Origin of the sequence: Lichenifustis flavocetrariae (assembly GCF_026130545.1) — a bacterium.
Classification (GTDB): domain Bacteria; phylum Pseudomonadota; class Alphaproteobacteria; order Rhizobiales; family Beijerinckiaceae; genus Lichenihabitans; species Lichenihabitans flavocetrariae.
This window is the reverse complement of sequence record NZ_JAMOIM010000008.1, coordinates 1-24,840: the sequence shown is the minus strand read 5'-3', so window position 1 is coordinate 24,840 and position 24,840 is coordinate 1. Positions and strand designations below refer to the sequence as shown.

Below are 24,840 nucleotides of genomic sequence, written 5' to 3'. Positions count from 1 at the left end.
ATGGCCACGCTCACACTCGACGGCATCACCAAATCCTATGGGGTCGTCTCGGTCATCTCCAAGCTCGACCTGGCGGTGGAGGACGGCGAATTCTGCGTGCTGGTCGGGCCGTCGGGCTGCGGCAAGTCCACCCTGCTGCGGATCATCGCCGGCCTGGAGCCGATCACCTCCGGCCGCATCCTCATCGACGATGCGGAGGTGAGCCGGGCAGAGCCCGCTGATCGGGGAATCGCCATGGTGTTCCAATCCTATGCGCTCTACCCACACATGAACGTCGATCGCAACATGGGATTCGGACTAGAGATCGCGCGCACCGCGAAGGCCGAGATCGCGAGCCGGGTCGGGCAGGCGGCGCGAAAGCTGCGGCTCGACAGCTTTCTTCAACGCAAGCCGCGCGAGCTCTCCGGCGGCCAACGGCAACGCGTGGCCATCGGCAGGGCCATTACCCGGCGTCCGAAACTGTTCCTGCTCGACGAGCCTCTATCCAATCTCGACGCGGCCTTGCGGGTGGGAATGCGGGTGGAGATAGCGCGGCTCAAGGCAGAACTCGGCGCAACCATGATCTACGTGACCCATGACCAGGTCGAAGCAATGACGCTCGCCGACCGTATTGTCGTCATGAATGGCGGCCGCATCGAGCAGATCGGCACGCCGCTCGACCTCTACGAGAGCCCAGCGAACCTTTTCGTGGCCGGCTTCATCGGCTCGCCAAGCATGAATTTACTGCCCGGGCTTCTGGAACGTCGGCCGGACGGCGGAGCGCAGGTCGTGCTCGAAGGTGGTCCGAGCTTCCCCATCGTGGTCAAGGAAGCGCACTCCACTCCGGTACCAGTGACCGTCGGGATCCGACCCGAGCACATCCGGCTCGCGACGGGAGGCGACATTAATCTGAGAGGTGAGGCCGCAGTGGTCGAGATGCTCGGCAGCGACACCTTCGTGTATGCACGTTGCGGCGAACAGATGGTCGTGGTGCGAGACAAAACGGCCGGCCGCATGCATCGCGGCGACCCGATTACACTGTCCTGGGACGAGGCGAAGTGTCACCTGTTCGACGAAGGTGGACGGCGATGGATTTTGGACCGCGAGGCCGAAGCTCCGACGCAGAACGCGACGGCTTGAAGCTCGGCCTACGAAGCCCATTGAAGGACCTTTGATGAGCCAGAAGTATCTCGACCGCACCGAACCCGATGACAGCGGATCCGATGACAGCGGATCGATCGCGGTCGATATCTTTCAGAAACTCGTTGCCGCCTCGCGTTCGCCGGATCGCATTATGGCGCGCCTGTCACAATGGGTCATCGACAACCAGACCCGTGTGGCGAGCCTCTCCATCTCGGCGGTGGCGCGACACGCTCAGGTGAGCGAAACGACGGTGTTCCGGTTCTGCAAGACCCTTGGCCTCACCGGATACAAGGATCTGCGCTACGCGCTCGCGGAGGGACGGGGGTTCGCGTTCGGGACGCAGCTCGCGAAACCCGGTCCGGGATCGGAAGGCGAGCACGTGCTTGCTTCCGTCATGCGGAGCGTGATCGAGGTCAATTCGGAAGCCTTGCTGAAGACCATGAGCCTCGTGTCGCTCGCTGCCCTGCAGGAAACCGTGGACGCGTTGCTCGCGGCCGAGCACACGCACCTCATGGGGTTTGGCAGTTCCGCGCCGGTCGCCTTCGACTTCTATCAGCGCCTGCTCATGCTGGGTCTGACCGTAAGCGTCCATTCCGACCCGCATGTGCTCGCGGCCGTGACCGCCAACGCCCGACCGCGGTCGCTGTTCTTCGGCATCAGCTGTTCCGGCCGCACACGCGATCTCGTCGAGGCCTTCGAAGCTGCCGGTGCCCATGGCTGCCGGTGCGTGGCCATCACGAGCGACCGGGACAGTCCCGCCGCCAAGGCAAGCCACATCACCCTGATCTCCGCCGTTCGTCGCTCACCCATCGCCCACGAAACGATCGGCACGCGGAGTTCGCAGCTTGCGATCGTCGAGATGATCTGCGTCGCACTTGCTCTGCAGCATCCCGATCCTGAGCGTCTGGCCCGGGGCAGGACACTACACGACACCGAAATTGCCAAGAAGCGCCTGCCGCCAGACCGCATGGCATAGAGAAGGAACCAGATTGATGTGGGACATGAAAGGCCGCACGATCCTCGTCACGGGCGCGAGCGGCGGCATTGGCGGCGCGACCGTGCGTCAGCTCGTGACCGCGGGCGCCGACGTGATCGCCAATGGTCGCGCCGAAAACCTGCTGGCCGATCTGGCGCGCGACACCGGCTGCCGCACGCTGCCATTCGATCTCACATCGGACGCGAGCGTGCGGGATGCAATGACAAACCTGGACCTCTGGGGCGTGGTCAATTGCGCCGGCTTCGGGGGAGAAATCGCGACGCCCATGGAGACCGACATCGCGGTCTTTGACAAGGTCATGTCAATCAACACACGTGGCGCCTTGCTGGTCACCAAATATGCCTCGCAATCGATGGTCCGGCTCGGGAGAGGCGGCGCGATCGTCAACGTGTCGAGCCAGGCGGCCCTGGTGGCACTAAACGGCCATATCTCTTATGGAGCCTCCAAGGCCGCCCTCGACGGAATCACGCGGGTGTCGGCGCTTGAACTCGGCAAATACAACATTCGCGTCAACAGTGTGAACCCGACCGTCGTCATGACGGAAATGTCGGCCGGTTATTGGGGGCGCCCCGAGATCAAGGACCGCTTTCTGCAGCAGATGCCGCTGGGCCGATGGGCCACGGCAGATGAGATCGCGGCCCCGATCGTCTTTCTGCTGAGCGAGGCTGCGTCGATGATCACAGGAGTTTGCCTGCCGATCGACGGCGGATTCACATCGTGCTGAATTCAGCCAGCCAAGCGCGACCAGGTGGGGTGCTGCCCGCATATGGTTCATGGCCGAGCATTCAGGTCACGTTTCCGCTGCCCAAGAGTTGTTTTGCAGCCGGACACTCGTGACGATCGTCACCAACCCGATCTTGTTCATGGCAAGCGAGTTGCCTTTGAGCGGATTTGAAGCAGTTCGGCATCACTTGATCGTTGCTTGACATGCGATGCAAACGGTCCTGACATCGAAGCAGCCTGCCGACGAATTGTTCGGATGAGCAGGCGTAGTTCCGGAGCTACCGGACGGCATCAGGGAGGAAAACATGGACAACGCGAAACTCTTCGCGGCGCTTGGCGCTGCCTGCATGGTTGGAGGAAGCGCTGCGGCCAGAGCCGAGGCGATTACCATTGCGACCGTGAACAACTCCGACATGATCATCATGCAGAAGCTGTCGCCGAAGTGGGAGCAGCAGACCGGCAACAAGATCAATTGGAGCGTCCTGGAAGAAAACGTCCTGCGGCAACGCGTGACGACCGACATCGCGACCAAAGGAGGCTCGTTCGATATCATCACGATCGGCGCTTACGAGACGCCAATCTGGGCCAAGGCCGGCTGGCTGGTCAAAGTCGACGACCTTGGCGCCGACTACGACTATGCGGATCTTCTCGGGCCGGTGAAGAACGGCTTGTCGTACCAAGGTACGCTTTTCGCGGTGCCGTTCTACGCCGAAAGCTCGATGACCTTCTATCGAAAGGACCTGTTCGAGAAGGCCGGCCTCACAATGCCGGAGCAGCCGACCTATGCACAAATCCGGGACATGGCCGACAAGCTGACCGATCGTTCCAAGGATCAATACGGCATCTGCCTGCGCGGCAAACCAGGTTGGGGCGAGAACATGGCGTTCGTGGGCACCCTCGTGAACACCTATGGTGGTACCTGGTTCGACATGAAGTGGAAGCCAACGATCGACACCGATGCGTGGAAGCAGGCCATCAGCTACTATGTCGACCTGATGAAGGCCGACGGCCCTCCCGGCGCCACCTCGAACGGAGCCAACGAGAATGCGGCGCTGTTTCAATCCGGCCACTGCGCCATCTGGGTGGACGCGACCTCCAATGCCGGCCGTGTCTTCGACCCGAAGCAGAGCCAGGTGTCGGACAAGACAGGTTTCGCCAAGGCGCCGATCGCTGTCACGCCGAAGGGCGCCGCCTGGGCCTGGTCCTGGGCCCTCGGCATTCCTTCCTCGACCAAGAAGCAGGCTGCAGCCAAGAGCTTTCTGAAATGGGCGACGTCCAAGGATTATGTGAAGCTCGTGGCCGACTACCAAGGCTGGGTCGCGGTACCGCCCGGCACGCGTCAGTCCACCTATGACAATCCCGACTATCAGAAGGCCGCGCCTTTCGCGAAGGCCTCCCTCGACGCAATCCTGTCGGCTGACCCAGCCCACCCCACCGCGACGCCCGTGCCCTACACCGGGGTGCAATTCGTCGCCATTCCGGAGTTTCAGTCGATCGGCACAAATGTCGGCCAAGACGTCGCCTCCGCACTCGCCGGCACCCCGGTCGACAAGGCTTTGAAGGACGCTCAGAGCGCGACGGAAAGCGTGATGCGGAAGGCGCACTACGGCGAATAAGGCTTATGCGGCGCCTTCTTGAGGAGGCGCCGCGGATATCTCGTCAGCCTTCAAATCACGAGCCTGCGGTTCGGCTTTTGAGGCGGCAAACTTTGCCGCCCAGATGGCGGGTGAACGGGCGGACCTCATCTTCTCTGATCCGCCCTATAACGTGAAGATCGCTGGCCACGTCTCCGGCCTCGGTCGCACGAGCCACCCCAGGTCGTCGATGACCTGACAATCGAGCCGCAAGGCAACAAGTCGTGCGAGCCTCATCGCAGTCGGTTCGCATCGTGGGCGGACAGGTGTATATCCCCTCCGAGGCGCCTTGGCTCGGCGAGTTCCAGCGTGAGATCTTGCAGTTCGCAAACGGGCCTCACGACGATCAGGTCGATTCGATGACGCACGTCCTGATCTATGCCTTTCAGCGAGACTTCGATGTGCCGCGCATCCAATCTCTGCGGAGGGTGCCGCGATGGAGCCGAAGGCCGAAGCGCCCAACCCGCCCTTCGCATCTGTCTCGGCACAATCCGACAGCAGATATCCGCTGCGGATCAATCGAAGAGCACGACCTGTCGGATCGCCGAGCCATCGTGGAGGCGGTCGAAGCCTTCGTTGATCTCGTCGAGCTTTAGCCTGTGGGTCAGGAGGCGATCGACCGGGAGGCGGCCGTTTTGGAAGAGCGCCACATAGTGCGGCAGGTCGCGCCGGGGCACGCAGGAACCGATATAGGACCCTTTCAGGGTCCGCTCCTCGGCCACGAGGCTGACGGCCTGGATGGACAGCTTGCGGTCGGGATGCGGCAGGCCGGCCGTGACCGTCGTGCCGCCGCGCGCCGTGGCCGCATAGGCGAGTTCGAGCGCCGGAACCGCCCCCGCCATCTCGAAGAAGAACTCGACGCCCCCACCTGACAGATCCTTGATGGCGGCAACGGCGTCTGGTGTCCCGGCATTCACCGTGTGGGTGGCTCCCAGTTGCCGGGCGAAGGCAAGCTTCTCCTCCGAAAGGTCGACCGCGATGATCTGGCGCGCGCCGCAGGCGACGGCGCCGAGGATCGCGCTGAGGCCCACGCCCCCGAGGCCCGCGACCGCCACCGAGGCCCCGGCCGGGACCTTGGCGGTGTTGACCACGGCCCCGACCCCCGTGAGCACCGCGCAGCCGAACAGTGCCGCATGGTCGAAGGCCAGGGATTTGTCGACTTTGACGCAGGATTCCCGCGACACGACGGCGTGGTCGGCGAAGGCCGAGACCCCGATGTGGTGGTTGACGGCGTCGCAGGACAAGGACAGGCGGCGGTCGCCGCGCAGCAGCGTGCCCGCGCCATTGGCCTTGGCGCCGGGTTCACACAGGGCGGGCCGGCCGGTCGCGCAAGGCAGGCACTGGCCGCAGCTCGGAATGAAGACCAGGACCACGTGGTCGTCCACCGCGAGGTCGGAGACATCCGGGCCGACTTCGACCACGATCCCGGCCGCCTCGTGGCCGAGCACCATCGGCATGGGCCGCGGCCGGCTCCCGTCGATGACAGAGAGATCCGAATGGCACAGTCCGGCCGCCTTCATGCGGATCAGCACCTCGCCGCGGCCGGGGCCGGCCAGGGCGACTTTCTCGATCGCGAGCGGGCGCGTGTCACGGTAGGGATGCGCCAGTCCGGTTTGGCGCAGAAGCGCGGCCTTGATCTGCATGGCGGGTTCCTTTCAGTCGAAGAGCCAGTTGGCCAGGATGGCGAGACCTGCGAGGCCGATCGCGATCAGAGCCCAGCGCTGACTCTCGCCAGGCGCCAGCGCGGCCACGTCCGAGCGTGGACGTTGCGAGCGGGGCAGCGGCTCGATGGGGCGGACCGGGCGTGTCGACAGGGCCATGCGATGGGCCAGGAACCAGATCAGCAGCACGCCGAGCGCCCACCAGACGATCTGCCAGATCCATAGCGACGGCAGGCCGGTCGCGAGGGCGCCGGCCGAGGCCGAGCCGTCACCGAATGCGCTGTTGCCATAAATGGCGCCCGGCCCGATGGCGAAGAACATCCAGGCGAGCGTCAGGGCCCAGGCGAGCGGCCGGAGCGCGCGGCCCGATCGGGGCCGCCCCGCGAAGGCGGTCAGAAACACATGAAACGCCGACCGTCGTGTGTGCTCGCGCGCGCGCTGGCTGATCAACGAGATGACGAGACAGGCGGCGGCGTTGATCCCGAGGCCCCAGGCGCCGGAATGCAGGGTCCAGGGCCAGCGGCCCCAAGGCAGATGGATGCCGAAGAAGCCGGCCACCGCTCCCCCCAGCGGCTCAGTGAAGATCACGGCGACGAGGCCGGCCACGAGCCCGACCACGACGCCCTCCCGGGTCAGCCAGCGCAGCCAGCACAAGCCCGCAAGCGCCGGGAGGAGTTGGAGGCCGAACCCCAGGGCCAGCGCGGCGAGCGCCCGCTCGGCGGCCGGCGCGAAGGTGGCGAGCAGCAGGGCCGCCAAGGCCAGCAGCCCCATGGTGATCCGCGCGGCGCGGCGCTGGCCGGCGACGTCGAGCTCGGGATCGAGGTAGCGGCGATAGACGTCGCGCACCAGGATGGTGGAGGCGGCCGACAAGTTGAGTGACGCGAACACTTGGGCACCGGCCAGCATCGCGACGGCAAGGATGCCGACGAACCAGGGAGCCGCCCCGGCCAGCCCCCCGATCAGCCTCGCCACGGGATCGCTCGTCGAGGCGCCGTGCCGGCTCAAACCGGCGGCCGTAATGGCAACCACGAGCAGCACCCCTGCGGCCCCGGCCGCAGCCCAGGTCTGCTGGGCCACAAAGCCCTTGGGGCTGCGCGTCGCGAAAGCCAGCAACCCGAAGGCCGGCGCAAGCTGCAGGCCCATCAGGCTGATGCAGTAGCTGAAGATCATCGTGGCCGTCCACGGACTGCCGAGCGGCGGCTCAACGCCCAGGCCGCGCACGAATTGGATGACGCCGGGAATGCCGAGCGGCGGCGCGGAAACGGTGGGCGCGCCCGCGCCGGCCTGTTGGCCCAGGCCGCCCGCCAAGTCCGCGAATCCGCCAGCGAGAGCGAGAACCCCGATCATGATCGCGCCAGCCGCCAGCAGCAGGCTCTGCGAGGCGCCCGCGACAGCAGCCGCCCGCAGCCCACCCACGCAGGTGTAAGCGAAGACGAGCCCCGTCACTCCCCAAAGGGCAAGGATCGGATCGACGGCGCCGCCCGACACGGCCGCGAGGAGGTCCGCAGCCGCCCTCATCTGTGTTCCCATGAAGGGAACGGCGAAGACGACGGCGATCAGCACCGTGCAGAGGCGGATCCCCTCGCCCCCGAAATAATCCCCCAGCATCTCGGCGGGCGTCACATAGCCATAGCGCTTGCCGAGCATCCACTGCCGCTTGAGGAACAACACTCCTGCGAGAGGGATCGTGATGGCGCAGAGCGCGGTTTCGGCGAAGGCGAGGCCGCCGCTGGCGACGAGCGCAGCGTGCCCGAGCACGATCCAAGCCGGGAAGCTCGCACCCGTGGCGACGAGAACGAACATCCAGGCCGGCAGATCGCGGTCGGCCAGGAAGAAGCTCCTGGGGCTTTCGGCCGATCGCGCGCAGGCTACGCCGCAATAGAGCCAGTAGGCGCTCGACAAGGCCAGGGCCGCCACGAGCCAGATCAGCGCTTCGGACATTGTCGGCCTTGGCGGAAGGGCGGGCCGCTGCACGCGTCGCGGGTAGGCAGGCGCATCATGTCAGGTCGGGCGCCTGGCGTGGAACATCGAGAAGGCGCCGCGCAGGCCATAGCGGGTCGCCACATACGCGAAGGCCCCGGCGATCACTATCGCGGTGCCGGCGAGGCCGAGCAGGACGTTGGCGGGCGCGAAGGCGGGCGCGGCGATCCAACTCGCCAGGAAGCCGAGCAGGGCCACGAGGAAGAGCCCGGCCGCGACCGCGATCTGTCCGTCGCTGAATTCAATGCCGTAGACCCGGTTGATCACGAGGTGGGACACAGTGCCGGCCGCCAGAAGCGCGAAGCCGAACAGGCCGAGCGTCAGGTCCGCGACGCGGAATCCGGACAGCACGAAGCCGGCGCCGAACGGAGCAAAGAGGCTCCAATTCGTCATGACGGCAAATCGGCTTTCGATGCTCATGGGGTTGACCATGCCGCTCACCGCGCCGTCACTTGGTTTCGAGCAGCTTGGAGGGCTTGCCGGCCTCGTCCTTCACGGGCGTATATTCGGTCTTGCCGAGGCCTCCCAGCCCATCCATGCCGATGGAGGCCGGCGACATGCCGATCTCGTTCAGCAATGTGTCGACGAACGGAGCCTGGGCGCGGTAGCGAAGGGCCGAGTTGACGACGCTTTCGGCGAGGTTGGGTGCGCGGGCGGCATCGTCACCCGTCCCGCCCTTGTCCCCGCCGGAGCCGACAGGGCCTTGCGTCCCCGGTCCAGACAAGCCCGGCAGTCCTTCGACATGCAGGATGCGAATGGATTCGATCTGCTCCATCGGTTTCACGCTTTCCCGGATGATCGACGGCAGGTTCTCGATCAGGCGCACATGCAGGGCGCTGCGGCGGCTCGCGTCGGAGCGGAGGTTTTCCGCCTCGTTGGCCTTGCGCTTGCCCTCCGCCTCAACGGCGAAGCGCCGCTCGAGGGCCGCGACCTCGATGCGATCCGCTTCCGCGCGATCGGTCGCGGCATGCCGTTCGGCTTCCGCCCGCACTTTGATTTTCACCGCCTCGCGCTCGGCCTCCTGGCTGGCCACGATGATGTCGATCTGCTTGCGGCGCTCGGCGATGGCCCTGTCGCGCACGGTGGTGACGTTTTCCTGGGCCTCGATCATCAAGGCTCGCGCGCCCTCGGCGGCCTGCTGCGCCTCGGATTGCTCCTTCGACTTCTGCGCCACCGCGATGACGCTCTCCTGTTCCTCGATCTGCCGCGCCTTCTGGCGCTGGATCTCCAGGCGCTCAAGGTCGAGTTCGCGGGCGATGCGTTCGGCGTCGATCGCCCGGTCCTGACCGATGCGCGCTTTCTCGATGTCCTCCCGGGCCTGGATCTCGGCCTCCTCGACCTCTCGGTCGCGCAGGACCTTCTCGCGGGCTATCTCGGCCCGCTGCTGGGCGCGCCGCAGCGCGACCTCGCGTTCCTGTTCGAGGCGCGCATATTCGCTCTCGCGCTGGATATCGAGGGCCAGGCGCTCGGCCTCGAGGTTCTTCTTGCGCACGGCGATCATCGTGTCCTGCTCGATATCGTTGCGCTTCTTGCGGCGGCTTTCGATCTCCTCAGTCAGCCGCGTCAGGCCCTCCGCGTCGAAGGCATTCGACGGGTTGAAGAGCTTCATGTCGGCCTGGTCGAGGTTGGTCAGCGACGCGGTCTCGAGTTCCAAACCGTTCTGCGTCATGGAATTGGCCACTTGGGCCTTCACGTCGCGGATGTAGTCCGAACGGTGTTCGTGGATCTGCTCCAACGTCATGGAGGCCGCGACCGCGCCCATGGCGTCGACGAAACGGCCTTGCACAAGATCGCGCAGGCTTTCGGGATTCATGGTGCGGTTGCCGAGGGTGCGGGCCGCCGCCGCAACCGCCTCGGCCGACGGGATCACCCGCACATAGAACTCCACCTGGAGTTCGATGCGCATGCGGTCCTTGGTGATCAGCGACTTCTCCCGGGCGCGATGCACTTCGAGGCGGAGCGTGTTCATGCTGACGTCCGTCACGTCATGCACGATGGGCAGCACCAGGGCGCCGCCGCCCATCACCACCTTCTCGCCGCCCAGGCCTGTGCGCACAAAGGACACGTCCTTGGACGAGCGGCGGTAGAGCCAGTGCAGCAGATAGGCCAGGACCGCGATGATGATCGCAATCAGGATCATGATGGCGATGATGTCTGCGCCGTTCATCGTCGGGTCTCCCCCTTGGTGGCCAAGCGCCGGTCTGCGGTGCGGAGGTGCATCGTTCGCCTCAGAAGCGGGATTGTTGCGGTCGCGGTGCCGCGTCCGTCTTCAGCATGGCGGTGGCGAGAACCGCGAGCCCGAAGGCGATCCGGTTCACGAAGTCGGCCAGGTTGTAGGTAATCGCGAGGCTGCCGCCCCCCACGCCGCCGCCGAAGCCGGCGATGAAGTTGCAGAGCGGATAGATGGCCCAGCCGATCGTCACGATCAGGCGCATCCAGAAGTAGCCACGCTGGACCGGCTCGTCATGGCTGTTGGCGACGATCTCGTTGAGTCGTCCGAAGAACAGTTCGCCCAGAATGTAGAGCCAGCCGACGATGCCGATCAGGAAGCTGAGCGCGGCATGGGTGAAGCCCGCCTCGCCCATGTAGCGCACCACAACCATCAGGATGCTGACGACGAGCAGGCGCCAGAACAGCGCCGCCGGTGGCGTCGCGAGCGTGGCGACGAAGAAGAAGAAGGTGAGCACCTGGAGCGGCATCGTCACCGCCCAGCCGACGTATTGATAGGAGATTGGAATCTGATGGGTCGCGAGCCACACGTCGCGCGCCTGCAGCGTACCGAAGGCCGCCACGAGCGCCACGACAGCCGACAGGGCGACCGGCAGCTTCCAGGCGCGGGCCACCCAGCCGGTCGCCAGCAGCAGCAGGACGGCTTCCGCGATCAGGCCGAAGAGCGCGACCGAGAAGGTGCCACCCGCCACGTCGGTCGCTTGAAGAACTGTGCCGTTCACGTCCCGCTCCCCGAACCCATCCGTCGTGCCGTCACGTTCCGTTCCCCTTCAGATCTGCGAGCGCACGTGCGGCGAGCGCGCGTAGAGCGCCACCATGGGCAGGATCAGCAGGCCGAAGATGAACTGCTGCCACTCGAACTTGAGGCCCATGCCGACCAGAAAGGAGGTCAGAACCTGCAGGACCAGCACGCCGATCACCGTGAAGCCGTAGCCGCCGGCGCCGCCCAGCAGCGAGGTTCCGCCGACCACCACGGCCGCGAGGGTCATGAACAGGTAGGGCTGGCCCACGCCGATGAAGCCGCCACCGCTCCAGCCGAGCAGCAGACAGCCGGTCAGGGCCGAGACGCCGCCGCTGATCGCATAGACGCTGATCCAGTATTTCCGCTCCGAGATCGACAGCCGCGCCGCCGAGGTCCGGTTGCCGCCGAGAGCGTAGAGGTAGCGGCCGTAGACGGTGTTGCGGAGCCCGACGATCAGCAGGACCGACACCACGACCCAGATCAGGATGGCGGGGGGAAATTTGAGCCCGAAGGTCGAGCCGTTCATGGCGGCGAGGTTCTTGAGCCAGGGCGGAACGGTGCCGAAGACGTTGCCGGCGAAAGACGAGCCGATGCTGGTGATAATCTGCGTCGACCCGGACACCGCGAAGCCCGTGCCGAGCGTGAGGATAAGGGCCTGGCCCTGCAGCCTGAAACTGAGCGCGCCGTTAATCGTGCCGATCAGCGTTCCGAGGGCGATGATGAGAATGACGGCGAGCCATGGCGGTGTGCCGAGACCGATGATGTAGAGCAATCCAACGTTGGCCGATCCGATCACGAAGGGGATGGAGAGATCGAGGCCCCCAAGGAGCGCCACGAGCGTCTGGCCGACGCAGGCGAGGCCCAGGAACGAGGCGAACAGCAGCATCGATTTGATGTTGAAGGCCGACGAGAAGCCGCGGATGTTGATGGCGCCGATGACGAAGAGGCCGACGAGCACCACGATGCCGACGAAAGCGCTGCGGTTGTCGACGACGAACTTGCTCACCGTCATGGCCAGGATGAGCAGGCCGAGCAGCACCAGGGCCGAGATCACGGTGACGACCGTGAAGAAGCCGGTGACGGTGAAGGACGCGATCGCGAAGGCGATGATGAGCGCCAGGGCAGTCCCGAGCAGGAGCCGGTTCCTGCCGATGAAGATCCGCAGGTCGCCGCCCGCAGTCCGCGCCGGGGCGATTGGGGCGTTCTCTTCGGGGCGCACCACGTCGATCGGTGCGCGTGCAGTATAGAAACGGACGCCCCACGCCACTAGCGCGAAGGTCGCGACCCCGAAAAGGATGATCTCCTGGGCCGGCAATCCCTGGTAGATGCCGAACCCGATGCCGAGCCCCGCCACTGCCGCGGCCAGCAGGAAGCCGATCCATCGTGCGAGTGGCGGTTCCACGGGGCGGAATCCTGCCTCGATGCTCATGAGGCGCGCTCTATGCCGGCTGGTCCGAGCAGGTGGCCAAGGCGTTGGGGATTCTTGATCGCGTAGATGCCGAGCAGCACCAGCCCGGCCGCGAGCAGGAACACCACGGGCGACAGGCTGAGCGGGCGCTTGCGCTGCACGAGCAGGCGCAGCGATCCGGTCAGGCCGATCACGACCAGGAGGGCGAAGACGATGGGCTTGGCGAGACGGGAGCCCTGCGCGGCTTCGGCGTAGGTCCCCGGAGCCTCGAAGATGAAGACATCGGGATTGGAACCCGCCGCCCGCGGCATCGGCGCGAGATGGGCGTAATCGAAGCCGGCATGCAGGATGACGCCGAGCGTCAGCACGGAGAGCACCACGAAGTAGAGAAGCGGCGACACGAAGCGCAGGTGCCTTTGCAGGAACGGCAGCGCGACCGTGATCATCAGCGACAGCACCAGGATGGTCCCGTAGGCCAGGTCGGTCACGAAGCTCTGCACCGCGCCGAAGTTGAAGGTCGCGAGCACATAGGTGATGAGGTAGATGTTGACGGCCCCGAGCAGGGAGCCCACGACGCCGCCCCGTCCGCCTGCGAGACTCGCGCCGCCGAGCACCAGCGCCGTCACGGCGATCAGCGTATAGGTCGTGCCTTGGTTGGGGTCGCCCGAACTGATCAGCGCGGTGAAGCAGATGGCCGACAGGCCGGCAAACAGGCCCGAGATGGCATGGGCGCCGATCCGCACCACCGTGATGCGGACGCCACTCGTATAGGCGGCGCGCTCGTCCGATCCCATCAGCCGCAAATGCCCGTAGAAGGCCGTCTGGGTGAAGATCAGCCATCCGGCGGTGGCGATCAGCAGGATGACCAGGACTGGCGAGAGCACCTCGGTGCCGGCGCCCCAGGTCGACATCCATTCGGGCGCGGTGCCGCCGGGGCGCGGCAGGATGACGAGGTTGATGCCGGACAGCGCGAGATAGCCGCTGAGCGCGACGATGATGGGCTGCACGCGCACAAAGATGACGATGAGCGCCATTAGAACCTGATAGGCGACGCCGCTCGCGAGCGCGTAGAGGATGAAGGCGGCCTCGGATTGCAGTCCACCGGCGCCATGGATCTGGATCAGCGTGACGTTGATGAAACCGATCAGCGGACCGACCGAGAGATCGACCGTGCCGCGCCCCGCGATGGTGGAGGCCATCAGGGCATAGGTGGCGAGCACGAGCGGCACCGCGACGATGATGGCGCTGCCGAGCCCCGACACGGTGACGAGGCGCGGACTGCGCAGCACGGCGACGAAGAGCAGCGCGAAGAACAGCGTGATCGGCACCAGCAGGTAAGTGCTGCTCGATCCGCTGGGAGCGATCGGGTCGGCCTCGGCGGCATCGCGCGCGACGGCGCTCATCGCTGGCCCCCGTCCGTGGGGCCGATCTCGACCGGGTGGCCGTCCTGGAATTCGACGATCCTGATCGCCGGCCGGCTGTCGCGGTCGGCCGTGCCGAAACGGGGCCCTTCAGCGGTGGCGGCGGCGCTTCGCCGAACCGTGGGCGCGAATTCGCGGATCTTGATCGGGCCGACCGTGGTGGCGGCCGCCGTGGCTTGGCTCGACGTCAGCAGCCGCGTTCCCCGCCCATCGGTCTGGCCGAACATGGCGGCGAGGATCACGGCGGGGTCGAGCGCGGAGCCGCGGAAGGCATCGAAGGCGCCACCGTTGCGGAACACGATGACGCGGCTGCAGAAGCCGACGAATTCCTCGATCTCGCTCGACATATAGACGACCGCGCGGCCCTGCGCCGCGAAGGCGGACAAGTGTCGGTAGAGTTCGGCCTTGGCACCGACGTCGATCCCGCGCGCGGGATCGTTCAGCACCATGATGTCCGGGTTCATGGCGAAGCCCCGGCCGATCAGCACCTTCTGCTGATTGCCGCCCGACAGCGAGGTGATCTTATTGGTGCGCGCCCCCATCTTGATGAGCAGGTTGTCGACCTCGTAGGCGAAGGTGGCGTCGAGCGCCTTCCAGTCGATGGTCGCGATCTTGCCGGCGCGCGCCTTGAGCCGGTAGAGCGGCATCAGCATGTTCTCGAAGATGCTGAGATTGGCGAAGATACCCTCTCGCTTGCGGTCTCCCGAAACGTAGGACACGCCGTGGCCGGTCGCCTCCGCGAGCCCGTGGATCGCCGCGAAGCGACCGTCGCCGGTGCGCACCTCCGGATGGCCCGCCGCCGCGGCCTGGACCCCGGCCAGGATGCGCACGAACTCGCTCTGCCCTTGGCCGTCGAGCCCCGCGACGCCGAGGATCTCGCCCCGGTGCAGGTCGACGTCGAGCGATGGGCTTTCGGGCCAGATCCGCAGGCCTCGGGTCCGCAGCACCACCTCGCCGTGCAGCGCATCCTCGACGGAGGCGGAGGACACCGGCTTGGCGTGGTCGGACCTACCGGTCATCAGCGACAACAGGTTGTGCTCGGTGATCTCAGACTTTTCCAGGACACCCACGTCGCGCCCGTCGCGCAGCACGGTCGCCCGATCGCTGATGCGGATCAGTTCGGCGATCCGATGCGTGACGATCAGCACGGTCGCGCCACCGTCGCGCAGAGCGCGCATCTTGGCGAACAGCCGCTCGGTCGAGTCGAGGTCCAGCGCCGCCGAGGATTCATCGAGGATGAGGATGCGCGGGTTGCGCAACAGCGCGCGGCCGATGGTGATCCACTGCTTGAGATTGAGCGGCAAGGTGCCGGCGAGTGCCTGGACGTCGACCCGCTCGCCGGCGAGGTCTCGCATCAGCGCATCGGCGGCGCGCAGCTTGGCGGCGCCTGACAGGCGCTGGGTGAAGAGCCCGTCGGAGCCCATGAAAAGGTTGTCGACGACGGAGCATTCGTCGGCGACCAGCACCTCCTGGAACACAGTGGCGACACCGATACCGCGCGCCTCGTAGGGCGTCAGCGTCGCGTGGCCGAGGACCGAGACGCGACCGCCATCGGCCGGCAGCACGCCCGACAGGATCTTGGCAAGTGTGCTCTTGCCGCAGCCATTGCCGCCGACGATCGCATGGATCTCGCCGAAGCAGGCGGAGAAGTTGCAGCCATCGAGCGCCCGGGTGACGCCGAAATGCTTTCGGACGCCGACGACGCTGATGCTGACGGGCTTGCCGGCACCGCTTGGGCCAGTAGCTGGCGCTCGATCGCTCCGTGCTGCGTCCGACGGCATGGGCTCAGACTCGATTGGCGGGGTCGTCGAAGCGCGCCTTGTCGGATCCGGCCGCCGCTGCGGCCGGATCGACCTCAGGGCTTGAAGGCTTCCGGATTGGCCGGCTTTGTAAAGAACTGATCCAGGAAGGCCGGATCGCCGCCCCATTTGGCATTGCCGACCGAGAGCCAGCTGTCCGCATCGGGGTTACAATCGGCGGGAAGCGCCTTCTCGACGTCAGCGTAGTTGATCTTGATGGGATCGACCATGATGGACTGGAGTTTCGGCCCCTGCCCCTCGAGCGTGCGCATCATCACGTTCCAGATCAGCGCGAATTCATCGGCCGGCGGCCAGACCTGGTAGGCCGCGCTGATGAACTTCGGGTTCTGGCGCCAATAGCAGAGCGCACCGAGTTCGCCGCCGAGTGCCACCGGCACCATGTCGCGGCCGGATTGCTGCAGCGCCCGGAGTACGCCTAGCTCGGCGGCCGACTGCACCACGATGCCGTCGAGCTGGCCAGGATTGGTGGCGAGCCACTTCTGCACCTCGCCCTGCGCCACCTGGTCGGTCCACATGCCGGCCACGTCGCCCACCACTTGGATACCGGGGGCGCTGGCGAGGCCGGCCTTGACGCCACGATCCTGCGAGTCGGAGCCGGACGTGCCGGGGATGCCCTCGACCACCAGAATGTTGCCTTTGCCGCCCACCTCGTCGGCCATCCACTTGCCAATCTGGTAGCCGGCGAGCTGGTAGTTCACCGACGCGTTCACCGAATAGGGCGAGGTCAGGTAGCCGGTCAGCGAGAAGGTCGGCACGCCATGGTCATAGGCGTATTTGACGGTCTGGTTGAGCGCGGTCGGATTCGAGCAGCAGACCACGATGGCGTCGACGCCCTGGTCGACGAGCTGGCGCATCTGCTGGATCTGGGTCGAGTCGTTGAGGTTCGACTGCGTGATGACCACGTCCTTGATCAGGCCGAGCTTCTGCCACTTCGGGAGGATCGTGTTCTGCAATTCCTGCATCACGGCGGCCCGCCAGGTGTTGCCGGCGTAGGAGCTCGCATAACCGATGGTCCACGGCGGCCCCTTCTTGGGCTTCCAGTTCACATAGGCGCTCTGCCCGATCGGCTGGGCCGGATCGAGCATCTTGGAATTGTACAGGCGGTCCTTAACGGCCGGGTCAATGTCATCGAGGCCCGCGGCGGCGGCAACCCCGGACAGGCTCAGCACCGCGCTCAAGGCGAGCGCGCATTGGGCGATTCGCATCGTGTCTCCTCCAGACGGATTGCCCAGCGTACCAGGCGTGGCTCTTTACGAGCTCTTCAATTGGTCGTTCAATTAGATGAACATAATCCAACTTACTGAACTATGTTTGACAATTGAAGACGCGTCAAGTGCTCCACATGCGACTGCATCTGCTCAGGCGTGCGCCTGCAGGTCCGCCCCGAGACGCGCGGACAAAAGGTCGGCGATGCGCTGAATGTTGCGGGCCACGAGGTCGATCGTGAGTTGATCCACCTGGCCCGACAGCATGGACACCGCCACGCCGGCGATCACTTGGTTCTCGGCATCACGCACCGTTGTGCCGAAGCACCACATGCCGTCGCGCACCTGCCCGTTGTCGATCGAGAACCCGCGCTTCCGTGTATCCTCGAGCTCCACGAGAAAGCTGTCGATGTCGCGCACGCTTGTGCCCGTGAGAGGCTCCGGCCAGCGGTTCGCCATGGCTCCCCGCACCGCGCCCTCGCTCATGGTGCTGAGGATCGCCTTGCCGGTGGCCGTGAAGGGAGCCGGGAGGCGCATGCCGACGCGAAAACTGACGCCCAGAGGCGAACTGCTGTTTCTACACGCGATATAAACGACTTCGGCGCCCTCCAGCGTGGACAGCGTGATGGTCTCGCCCGGCAGCACATTGAGGCCGTCCCACAGCGCCGCGAATTCCGTCGTGATGTCCGCGCCCGCCACGAAGGCGTTCGACCATCGCATCACGTGCGGGCCGATCTTGAAGCCGGTCTCGCCCCGGCGCGCCAGGAGGCCGAGGTGAAGCAGCGTCGCGCAAAGCCCGTGCACCGTGCTCTTGGGCAGATCCAGCGAACGGGCGAGTTCGGACACGGTCAGCGCCGTCCGCGTCTGCGCTACGAGATCCAGCACGGCATGCGCACGCACGAGGGCGGGAACCTGACGTTCGGGCGGGGACTGACTCATGACACTCTTCCGACGGGGCTCCGCGAACGCCTTGACGCTTCCAACTGGCTATGCACTATTCAGCCCAACGATTGTCGTTCAATACAATGAACAAGACCGCATTGCCAAGGCGATCGACGCGCTAGAGGCAGTCAGCGGTTCGAGGGCCCGTGACGGCCCCGGGGGAGGCGAACATGGTCGAAGACCGCGGCAGGTCGCACGCACGCCAGATCTGCGTCTTGGGGCTCAAAGACCGGCTGCCTCATCACGCGAACGCCTGTGCGACCCGTCTTGAGGTCAAGGAAGGAGCGCCGTCATGGCCGCGGACCTGAAACATTGGGCCGGCAAGTTCAAGTCGTTGACCGACAGCGACGCGACCATCGGGGCGATGGCCAAATATTACACCTGCACATTCATGTACGACATGGGCGACGCCAAGGTCATCGTCGAGATGCACGACGGCAAGGTGAAACACATCAACACCAATCCGGCGCCGCTCGACGCCTATGACTTCGCGTTGCGGGCGAGTGCCGCGAGCTGGCGCGAGTTCGGCAAGCCTGTGCCCCGGCCACACTTCCATGGCATCTGGGCCGCGAGCTTCCGCGAGGATCTGAAGATCGAGGGCAACATCACGGTGCTGATGCAAAACCTTCGCAACTTCACCGTTCAGTTCGAACTGCTCCGCAAGTGCGGCGTGCCGGTCTGACCGTCATCGGACGCCCGCCCGCCGTTCCCACCATCGCAGGTTGACCATGGCTCGCCATTCCCCCGTTACGGGTCGCTATGTGACCATCGAGGTCGACGGCCTCGAGTACAAAGTGTTCTACCTTCACAATGGAAAGGGCACGCCGCTCGTCTGCCAGCACACCGCCGGGTGCCACAACCACCAATGGCGCGGCCTGCTCGAGGACGAGGAGATCACCCGCGACTACAACGTGATCGCCTACGATCTCGCGCGGCACGGCAAGTCCGACCCGCCGCTCAACGTCGAGTGGTGGAAGTCCGAGTACAAGCTCACGGCCGACCATTACGTGAACTTCATCACCACGCTCTGCGATGCACTCGAACTCGACAACCCGATCTTCATGGGCTCGTCGTTCGGCGGCAACGTCGCGCTGCAACTCGCCATGCGCCATCCCGATCGGTTCCGTGCCGTGATCCCGGTCGAGGCCGCTGACTACGCGCCGGGGTTCTTCCTCGATTGGTGGCGGCATCCGCACGTCAATGCCGCCCAAGTCTGCGCCAGCGGCACCTGGGACCTGATGGCGCCGCAGTCGCCCGACATGGATCGCTGGCTGACTTGGCACTACTACACGCAGGGCTCGGAAGTCTTCAAAGGTGATCTCTACTTCTATTCGGTCGACCACGACCTGCGACGCGACCTCGACCGCATCGATGCGCGTCGCTGCCCCGTCGTGATGATGACGGGCACCTATGATTTCCTCACTCCGCCCGAGGTGACTGAGAACACTGCCCGCCGCATCAAAGGCGGCATCTACATCGAGATGACCGACATCGGCCATTTTCCGATGAGCGAGAACTATCCGGTGTTCCGGGTCTACCTCAAGGAAGCGCTCCGCATTATCCGCGAGAAGACGGGCGGCTGAGCCGCGACAGCCAGGACGGAATCGATGAAGATCGTGGAATTCGGCGACGATGGCCGCCCCGTCGAGCGGGACCGGCTCAAGGTGGTCGAGTTCGGCGCGCCGCCTCCTGCGGCCGCGCAGCGTCGGCAAGCCATGCAGGCACCCGCCCGGCCGGCGTCCGACATCCAGCTCTTCATGTTCCAGACCGGAACGCTGCGCACCAAGCTCAAATACATCAAGATGAACCAGGGCGAAGGCGACTACGAGATTCCGGTGCCCTGGTTCCTCATCAAGCACCCGCTCGGCACGGTGGTGATCGACGGCGGCAATGCGGCGGAGGTGGCTGAGGACGCGCGCGGCCATTGGGGCGACGTGCTGGCCGCCTACGAGCCGGTGATGAGCCGTGACGAGACCTGTGTGGCCCAGGCCCGCAGCGTCGGGGTGGAGCCGGAAGACGTGCGCTACGTCCTGCAATCCCACCTGCACCTCGATCATACGGGGGCGATCGGCCGCTTCCCGCGCGCCACCCATGTCGTGCAGCGGATCGAGCACGAATATGCGTTCAAGCCCGACTGGTTCACCAAGGGCGCCTACATCCGCCGCGACTTCGACCGTCCCAACCTCACCTGGAAGTTCCTCGGCGGCGAATATACGGATCACTTCGACCTGTTCGGCGACGGGGCGATCCGGATGATTTTCACACCCGGCCATTCGCCCGGCCATCAGTCCTTCCTGGTGCGCCTCCCCAACACGGGTCCGGTGCTGCTCACGATCGATGCCGCCTATACCCTCGACCACTGGAACGACAAGGCGCTGCCCGGGCTCGTCTGCTCCTCGGTCGACGCTGCCCACTCGGTCCGCAAGCTGCGCCGCATCGCCGAGGAGACCGGCGCGATGGTGGTGACCGGGCACGACCCCGACACGTGGCGGAACGTCAAGCACGCCCCACGTAGCTTCTACGATTGACCATCGGCCCCAGCCGACCCCGGAGTTTCTCGATGTCCCAAACTCTTCCATTCCTGAAACAGGCCGCCTTCGTGGACGGCAAGTGGATTGCGGCCGATGCGGGCGGAACGATCGCCGTGACCGATCCCGCGACGGGCGAAACGCTCGGCACCGTGCCGAACTGCGGCGCGGCCGAGACGGCGCGTGCGGTTGCGGCCGCGCATGCGGCCTTTCCGGCCTGGCGGGCGCAGACCGCCAAGGCGCGCGGCAAGCTTCTGCACAAGCTGGCGGACCTCGTTGAGGCCCATGCCGACGATCTCGGCACCCTGCTCACGCGCGAACAAGGGAAATCGCTCGCCGAGGCGCGCGGCGAGGTCCAGTTCTCGGCCGCCTATGTGCGTTGGTTCGCCGAGGAAGCCCAGCGGGTCTATGGCGACGTCATCCCGTCGCCCTGGCCTGGACGGCGCATCCTGGTGACGCGCGAGCCGGTCGGCGTCGTGGGTGCGATCACACCATGGAACTTCCCGTCCTCGATGATCGCCCGCAAACTCGCACCGGCCTTGGCGGCGGGCTGCCCGATCGTCATCAAGCCCGCGACCCAGACGCCCTATTCGGGCCTCGCATGGGGCGTGCTGGCCGAGATGGCAGGCCTGCCGGCCGGCGTCGTCAACGTGCTGACGGGATCGGCCACGGCGATCGCGGGGGAACTCACGGCGAACCGCCAGGTGCGCAAGATCACCTTCACGGGCTCTACCCCGGTCGGCAAGATCCTGGTGGAGCAATCGGCCCGGACCCTCAAACGGGTCTCGATGGAACTGGGCGGCAACGCGCCCTTCATCGTCTTCGACGATGCCGACGTCGATCGCGCCATCGAAGGCGCGATGATCGCCAAATACCGCAACTCCGGCCAGACCTGCGTCTGCACCAACCGCTTCATCGTCCAGGCTGGCATCCACGACCGCTTCGTCGAAAAACTGGTGGCGGCCTCCGAGGCCCTGAAGGTCGGCAACGGCATGGAGCCCGGCACGCAGCAGGGCCCGCTGATCGACGAGAAGGCGGTCGCCAAGATGGAGGAACATATCGGCGATGCCGTCGCCAAGGGCGCCCGCGTAGTCACCGGTGGAAAGCGGCACGCCCTCGGCGGCACCTTCTTCCAGCCGACGGTGCTGACCGGCGTGCCGGCCGACGCGCTGGTGGCCAATGACGAGACCTTCGGCCCGCTGTCGCCGGTGTTCAAGGTAGAGACCGAGGAAGAGGCCGTGGCCATGGCCAACGACACCGACTTCGGCCTCGCCTCCTATTTCTACACCCGCGACCTCGGCCGCGCCTTCCGGGTCTCCGAAGCGCTGCAATACGGCATGGTCGGGGTGAACGAGGGTCTCATCACCACCGAAGTCGCCCCCTTCGGCGGCGTCAAGGAATCCGGCATGGGCCGCGAAGGATCGAAATACGGCATCGAGGATTATCTCGATCTCAAATACACGTGCCTGGGCGGCCTCGGTTGATCCGCCCGAGGTGGTGTTCGCATCGCGGTGACACCGCGATCCCGCATCTCTCGCGTGCAAGCAGCGATGCACTTTCGGCCGCGTCTCTGCCGTGTCGAGGTGTCCAAGCATCAACACGGGCCGGGATCACACGACGAGATATCCGCCATCGACCGGAAGGATGACGCCGGTGATGTAGGCGGCGCCCGGCGAGGCAAGGAACAGCGCCGCAGCCACCACGTCTTCGGGCGTTCCCCAGCGCTTGAGCGCCGTGCGGTCGCTTATGGCTTTATGACGCGCCGGGTCGTTCTGCAGGGCGCTCGTCAGCCGCGTCTCGATCCAGCCCGGCGCGACCGCATTGACCCGGATACCCTCGGCCGCATAGGCGATGGCCAGCGACTTGGTCAGCTGTGCCACGCCACCCTTCGAGGCCGCGTAGCCCGGGACGAGGCCGCCCCCGAAAAAGCTCAGCATTGAAGCCGTATTGACGATGCTGCCGCTGCTCTCGGCGAGGCGCGACCGCGCCGCCGCGCATACCCGCATGCTGCCTGTGAGATTGATGTCCACGACAGACGCGAAGACCTCGGGGTCGAGCTCGTCGCCACGGCGGATCACCCCGGCGCAATTGACGACCACGTCGAGCCGCTCGTGCCGTTCGACCAGCGCCCGCACGCCCGGGTCGTCGCGTACGTCGAGCTCCGCGTAAGCCACAGATTCGATCTGAGCCGCGGCCTCGACCTCGCCGGTCGTGGCGCCGGTGGCGGTGACCGTGGCTCCGAGCGCAACGAACCCTTGTGCGATCGCGGCGCCGATGCCGGACGTGCCGCCCGTCACTAGGACGTGGTGGCCCGCGAAGAGCTCCGGCGCGAACACCGCCACCGCGGCTTCAGCGTATGAACTGATCGACATAATCAGCCCCGAGCCCGCAGGCCGCATAGTGCGCCCGGCACATGTCAATCTTGGTGAACACGTCCTCGTAGCCAATGTGGCGCTGGTTCTCGTCGAGGTAGATCATGCTGCCGGTGATGTTGAAGAAGGTGATCATCTCTTCAACGTCCTCGGGGACCCACAGCGTGTGGATCTCGCCCGGCGGCTCGAACACGTAGGAGCCGGTCTCGGCCATCCACGCATGCTCGAAGTATTTCCATCGTCCGCGCAGCACGAAGCCATGCACCGGGTTCGGATGCAGGTGCCGGCTCAAGATGCCGCTCTTGCGCACGCGCAGCAGGTTGCACCATTGCCCGGCCATACGGTTGAGCATGAGGGGCCGGAACCACACGTCGGGCGCCTGAGGCACCCACACCCTCTCATCCTCGGGGATGGCCAGTACGGCGATTTCCGGCAGGGCGTTCACGTGGGTCGTGCCCTGCATGTTCTTGTAAAAGCCGGGGCGGTCTATCGTGGCTGTGGTCATGGGCAGTCCTCTTTTTGTGTATTTTGCGGGCATTTGGAACGGGACTGCAAGACTGGGCCGTTTCCGGCGCAACGACGAAGGTTGAAGTGTCCCGCTTGCCCGGACGCAAGATAGGAATAAGGATCTTACCTAACGGGCAGTCCTGAATTCGCCGAGCCCGGCCACCCTCGGCCCGGCTGGCAGGCGCCGCATGATGTCTCCCTGATCGTGCACGCGGGCGTGATCGTCGGCCTCACGGGCCTGATGGGGGTCGGCCGCACCGAGCTTCTGTCGGCCCTGCACGGCTTCCGAGCGAGCGGCCGCTGGCGCGGCACGGTCGAGGTCCGCGGCAAGCCGGCCTCGCTCGGCGCGACACGCCGCCATCGCCTATGTGACCGACGACCGCCGGGGCACCGGCCTCGTGCTAAATCATACGGTGGCTCAGAACGCCGTGATGTCGACGCTGCGGCGCGTGATGCCATTCGGCCTCATATCCCGGGCGCTGGAGCGACGGGATGTGGCGACCGCACTCGAGACCTGTGACATCCGCCCGCGCCTGTCGGAGGCCAAGGTGGTCAACCTGTCAGGTGGCAACCAGCAGAAGGTGGTCTTCGCCAAGGAGTGCCCAGACAGTAATCAAGCAACGGCGCCCCCCGAACCGTCATGCCCCACTACGTCCACAAGCGCCGCGACATAGGCCGAAATTGCGTTTCCCTGTCGTCCATGACCGAAGCCCTCAACAGCAGAGGGGCGAGAATACATCAATCATTGGCAGCCATTTGTGGCCTTCTGACTGAGTAATATTAGAGGAGGGCCTCGCCCCATCCGTTGGACAAGCCGGAACACTGTCGATTATCGATGACGAACCGAGCATCCGCATGCCGACTAGACCGTATGATTGCTGGGCCTGAGGGTGGCCGTCATCCGATATGCGACGGTACGAGGGTTAAGCCGGCGCGCCGGCACAGAGCCTCACGCATAGGAGACGGGCCACATGGACCATACCCGATTTATTGGCTTGGATGTTCACAAGGAACGGATCTCGATCGCGGTCGCCGAGAGCGGGCGGTCTGGCGCTGTCGAATACCTCGGCGAGATCGACAACGACCTTGGCGCGATCCGGAAGTTATGCGAGCGGCTCGGGCGTCAGGGCAAGCCGTTGGCGTTTTGCTACGAGGCGGGACCGTGCGGTTATGGCGTTCATCGCCAACTCACGAGCCTGGGTCATCGCTGTGAGGTGGTGGCCCCGTCGCTCATTCCGATGAAGCCGGGCGATCGGGTGAAGACAGACCGCCGTGACGCCACCCTGTTGGCCCGCCTTCATCGCGCCGGAGAACTGACGCCGGTCTGGGTGCCTGACGCGGATCACGAGGCCATGCGAGACCTGGTCCGGCTCCGCAGCGTCGTCCGACAGGTCGTCACCCGAGCGCATCAACATCTTCAAGGTTTCCTGCTGCGCCACGGCCGCAAGCACGGGCGAGGGACAGCTTGGCGCGATCGCGGTAGGGACGCTCATTGCTGAGCGCCCCCCGCACAGATCCGAGCGGGCCCAATTCGGGCACTCGGCTCCCA

The 24,840-nt window shown here is 65.6% G+C and carries 22 protein-coding genes; 9 read left to right on the top strand and 13 right to left on the bottom strand.

Going from position 1 to position 24,840, the window contains the following annotated elements; genetic code table 11:
- From M8523_RS13380 to M8523_RS13365, 4 genes are all read left to right on the top strand, one after another.
- Nucleotides 1–1,119 carry an ABC transporter ATP-binding protein gene (locus M8523_RS13380; RefSeq protein WP_282585379.1) on the top strand — a complete coding sequence of 373 codons (1,119 nt, stop codon included), beginning with the start codon at nt 1–3 and terminating at the stop codon, nt 1,117–1,119.
- 34 nt (nt 1,120–1,153) lie between these two features.
- Nucleotides 1,154–2,098 carry a MurR/RpiR family transcriptional regulator gene (locus tag M8523_RS13375; protein ID WP_282585378.1) on the top strand — a complete coding sequence of 315 codons (945 nt, stop codon included), beginning with the start codon at nt 1,154–1,156 and terminating at the stop codon, nt 2,096–2,098.
- A gap of 16 nt (nt 2,099–2,114) precedes the next feature.
- Nucleotides 2,115–2,843, top strand: coding sequence for an SDR family oxidoreductase (locus tag M8523_RS13370; protein ID WP_282585377.1), 729 nt, complete (start codon nt 2,115–2,117; stop codon nt 2,841–2,843).
- Nucleotides 2,844–3,147: 304 nt separating this feature from the next.
- Nucleotides 3,148–4,458: an ABC transporter substrate-binding protein gene (locus tag M8523_RS13365; RefSeq protein ID WP_428350479.1), complete on the top strand. Its 1,311-nt coding sequence runs from the start codon at nt 3,148–3,150 to the stop codon at nt 4,456–4,458.
- Between the two features lie 533 nt (nt 4,459–4,991).
- Here the strand turns inward: M8523_RS13365 and M8523_RS13360 are convergent.
- From M8523_RS13360 to M8523_RS13315, 10 genes are all read right to left on the bottom strand, one after another.
- The gene (locus tag M8523_RS13360) at nt 4,992–6,119 is read right to left on the bottom strand and encodes a zinc-dependent alcohol dehydrogenase family protein (RefSeq protein ID WP_282585376.1); all 1,128 of its coding nucleotides are present in this window, start codon (nt 6,117–6,119) and stop codon (nt 4,992–4,994) included.
- A 12-nt stretch (nt 6,120–6,131) separates the two neighbouring features.
- A complete protein-coding gene (locus M8523_RS13355; protein WP_282585375.1) occupies nt 6,132–8,078 on the bottom strand; it encodes a sodium:solute symporter family transporter in 1,947 nt (648 codons plus the stop codon).
- A 60-nt stretch (nt 8,079–8,138) separates the two neighbouring features.
- Nucleotides 8,139–8,537, bottom strand: coding sequence for a hypothetical protein (locus tag M8523_RS13350; protein ID WP_282585374.1), 399 nt, complete (start codon nt 8,535–8,537; stop codon nt 8,139–8,141).
- Between the two features lie 28 nt (nt 8,538–8,565).
- Entirely contained in the window at nt 8,566–10,284 is a 1,719-nt protein-coding gene (locus M8523_RS13345) for a flotillin family protein (RefSeq protein ID WP_282585373.1), read from the bottom strand.
- 61 nt (nt 10,285–10,345) lie between these two features.
- On the bottom strand, nt 10,346–11,068 hold the full coding sequence (locus M8523_RS13340; protein ID WP_282585372.1) for a bacteriorhodopsin: 723 nt from the start codon (nt 11,066–11,068) through the stop codon (nt 10,346–10,348).
- A 48-nt stretch (nt 11,069–11,116) separates the two neighbouring features.
- The gene (locus M8523_RS13335) at nt 11,117–12,517 is read right to left on the bottom strand and encodes an ABC transporter permease (RefSeq protein WP_282585371.1); all 1,401 of its coding nucleotides are present in this window, start codon (nt 12,515–12,517) and stop codon (nt 11,117–11,119) included.
- Nucleotides 12,514–13,899 (bottom strand): ABC transporter permease, encoded by a 1,386-nt coding sequence (locus M8523_RS13330; protein WP_282585370.1) that lies wholly within the window; start codon nt 13,897–13,899, stop codon nt 12,514–12,516. The genes M8523_RS13335 and M8523_RS13330 overlap by 4 nt, the downstream gene beginning before the upstream one ends.
- Nucleotides 13,896–15,698 (bottom strand): sugar ABC transporter ATP-binding protein, encoded by a 1,803-nt coding sequence (locus tag M8523_RS13325; protein WP_282585369.1) that lies wholly within the window; start codon nt 15,696–15,698, stop codon nt 13,896–13,898. The genes M8523_RS13330 and M8523_RS13325 overlap by 4 nt, the downstream gene beginning before the upstream one ends.
- Before the next feature lie 74 nt (nt 15,699–15,772).
- Complete coding sequence (locus M8523_RS13320; protein WP_282585368.1) at nt 15,773–16,942, bottom strand: ABC transporter substrate-binding protein; 1,170 nt, start codon at nt 16,940–16,942, stop codon at nt 15,773–15,775.
- 153 nt (nt 16,943–17,095) lie between these two features.
- Nucleotides 17,096–17,881: an IclR family transcriptional regulator gene (locus M8523_RS13315; protein ID WP_282585367.1), complete on the bottom strand. Its 786-nt coding sequence runs from the start codon at nt 17,879–17,881 to the stop codon at nt 17,096–17,098.
- A 295-nt stretch (nt 17,882–18,176) separates the two neighbouring features.
- Between M8523_RS13315 and M8523_RS13310 the strand changes: the two genes are divergently transcribed.
- The 4 genes from M8523_RS13310 (at nt 18,177) to M8523_RS13295 (ending at nt 21,896) form a co-directional block, all read left to right on the top strand.
- Nucleotides 18,177–18,566, top strand: coding sequence for a hypothetical protein (locus M8523_RS13310; RefSeq protein ID WP_282585366.1), 390 nt, complete (start codon nt 18,177–18,179; stop codon nt 18,564–18,566).
- A gap of 46 nt (nt 18,567–18,612) precedes the next feature.
- The gene (locus tag M8523_RS13305) at nt 18,613–19,467 is read left to right on the top strand and encodes an alpha/beta fold hydrolase (RefSeq protein WP_282585365.1); all 855 of its coding nucleotides are present in this window, start codon (nt 18,613–18,615) and stop codon (nt 19,465–19,467) included.
- A gap of 132 nt (nt 19,468–19,599) precedes the next feature.
- Entirely contained in the window at nt 19,600–20,412 is an 813-nt protein-coding gene (gene attM, locus M8523_RS13300) for an AttM family quorum-quenching N-acyl homoserine lactonase (protein ID WP_282585582.1), read from the top strand.
- Between the two features lie 32 nt (nt 20,413–20,444).
- Nucleotides 20,445–21,896, top strand: coding sequence for an NAD-dependent succinate-semialdehyde dehydrogenase (locus M8523_RS13295; RefSeq protein ID WP_282585364.1), 1,452 nt, complete (start codon nt 20,445–20,447; stop codon nt 21,894–21,896).
- 126 nt (nt 21,897–22,022) lie between these two features.
- Here the strand turns inward: M8523_RS13295 and M8523_RS13290 are convergent, their stop codons facing one another.
- The 3 genes from M8523_RS13290 to M8523_RS13280 all read right to left on the bottom strand — a co-directional run bounded on the left by M8523_RS13290 (nt 22,023) and on the right by M8523_RS13280 (nt 23,652).
- Nucleotides 22,023–22,784: an SDR family NAD(P)-dependent oxidoreductase gene (locus M8523_RS13290; protein ID WP_282585363.1), complete on the bottom strand. Its 762-nt coding sequence runs from the start codon at nt 22,782–22,784 to the stop codon at nt 22,023–22,025.
- Nucleotides 22,762–23,247, bottom strand: coding sequence for a 2,4'-dihydroxyacetophenone dioxygenase family protein (locus M8523_RS13285; RefSeq protein WP_282585581.1), 486 nt, complete (start codon nt 23,245–23,247; stop codon nt 22,762–22,764). The genes M8523_RS13290 and M8523_RS13285 overlap by 23 nt, the downstream gene beginning before the upstream one ends.
- A gap of 171 nt (nt 23,248–23,418) precedes the next feature.
- Nucleotides 23,419–23,652, bottom strand: coding sequence for a hypothetical protein (locus M8523_RS13280; RefSeq protein ID WP_282585362.1), 234 nt, complete (start codon nt 23,650–23,652; stop codon nt 23,419–23,421).
- Nucleotides 23,653–24,262: 610 nt separating this feature from the next.
- On the opposite strand from M8523_RS13280, the gene M8523_RS13275 reads away from it, so the two are divergent.
- Nucleotides 24,263–24,790 carry an IS110 family transposase gene (locus tag M8523_RS13275; protein WP_282585361.1) on the top strand — a complete coding sequence of 176 codons (528 nt, stop codon included), beginning with the start codon at nt 24,263–24,265 and terminating at the stop codon, nt 24,788–24,790.
- Nucleotides 24,791–24,840 lie beyond the last annotated feature (50 nt).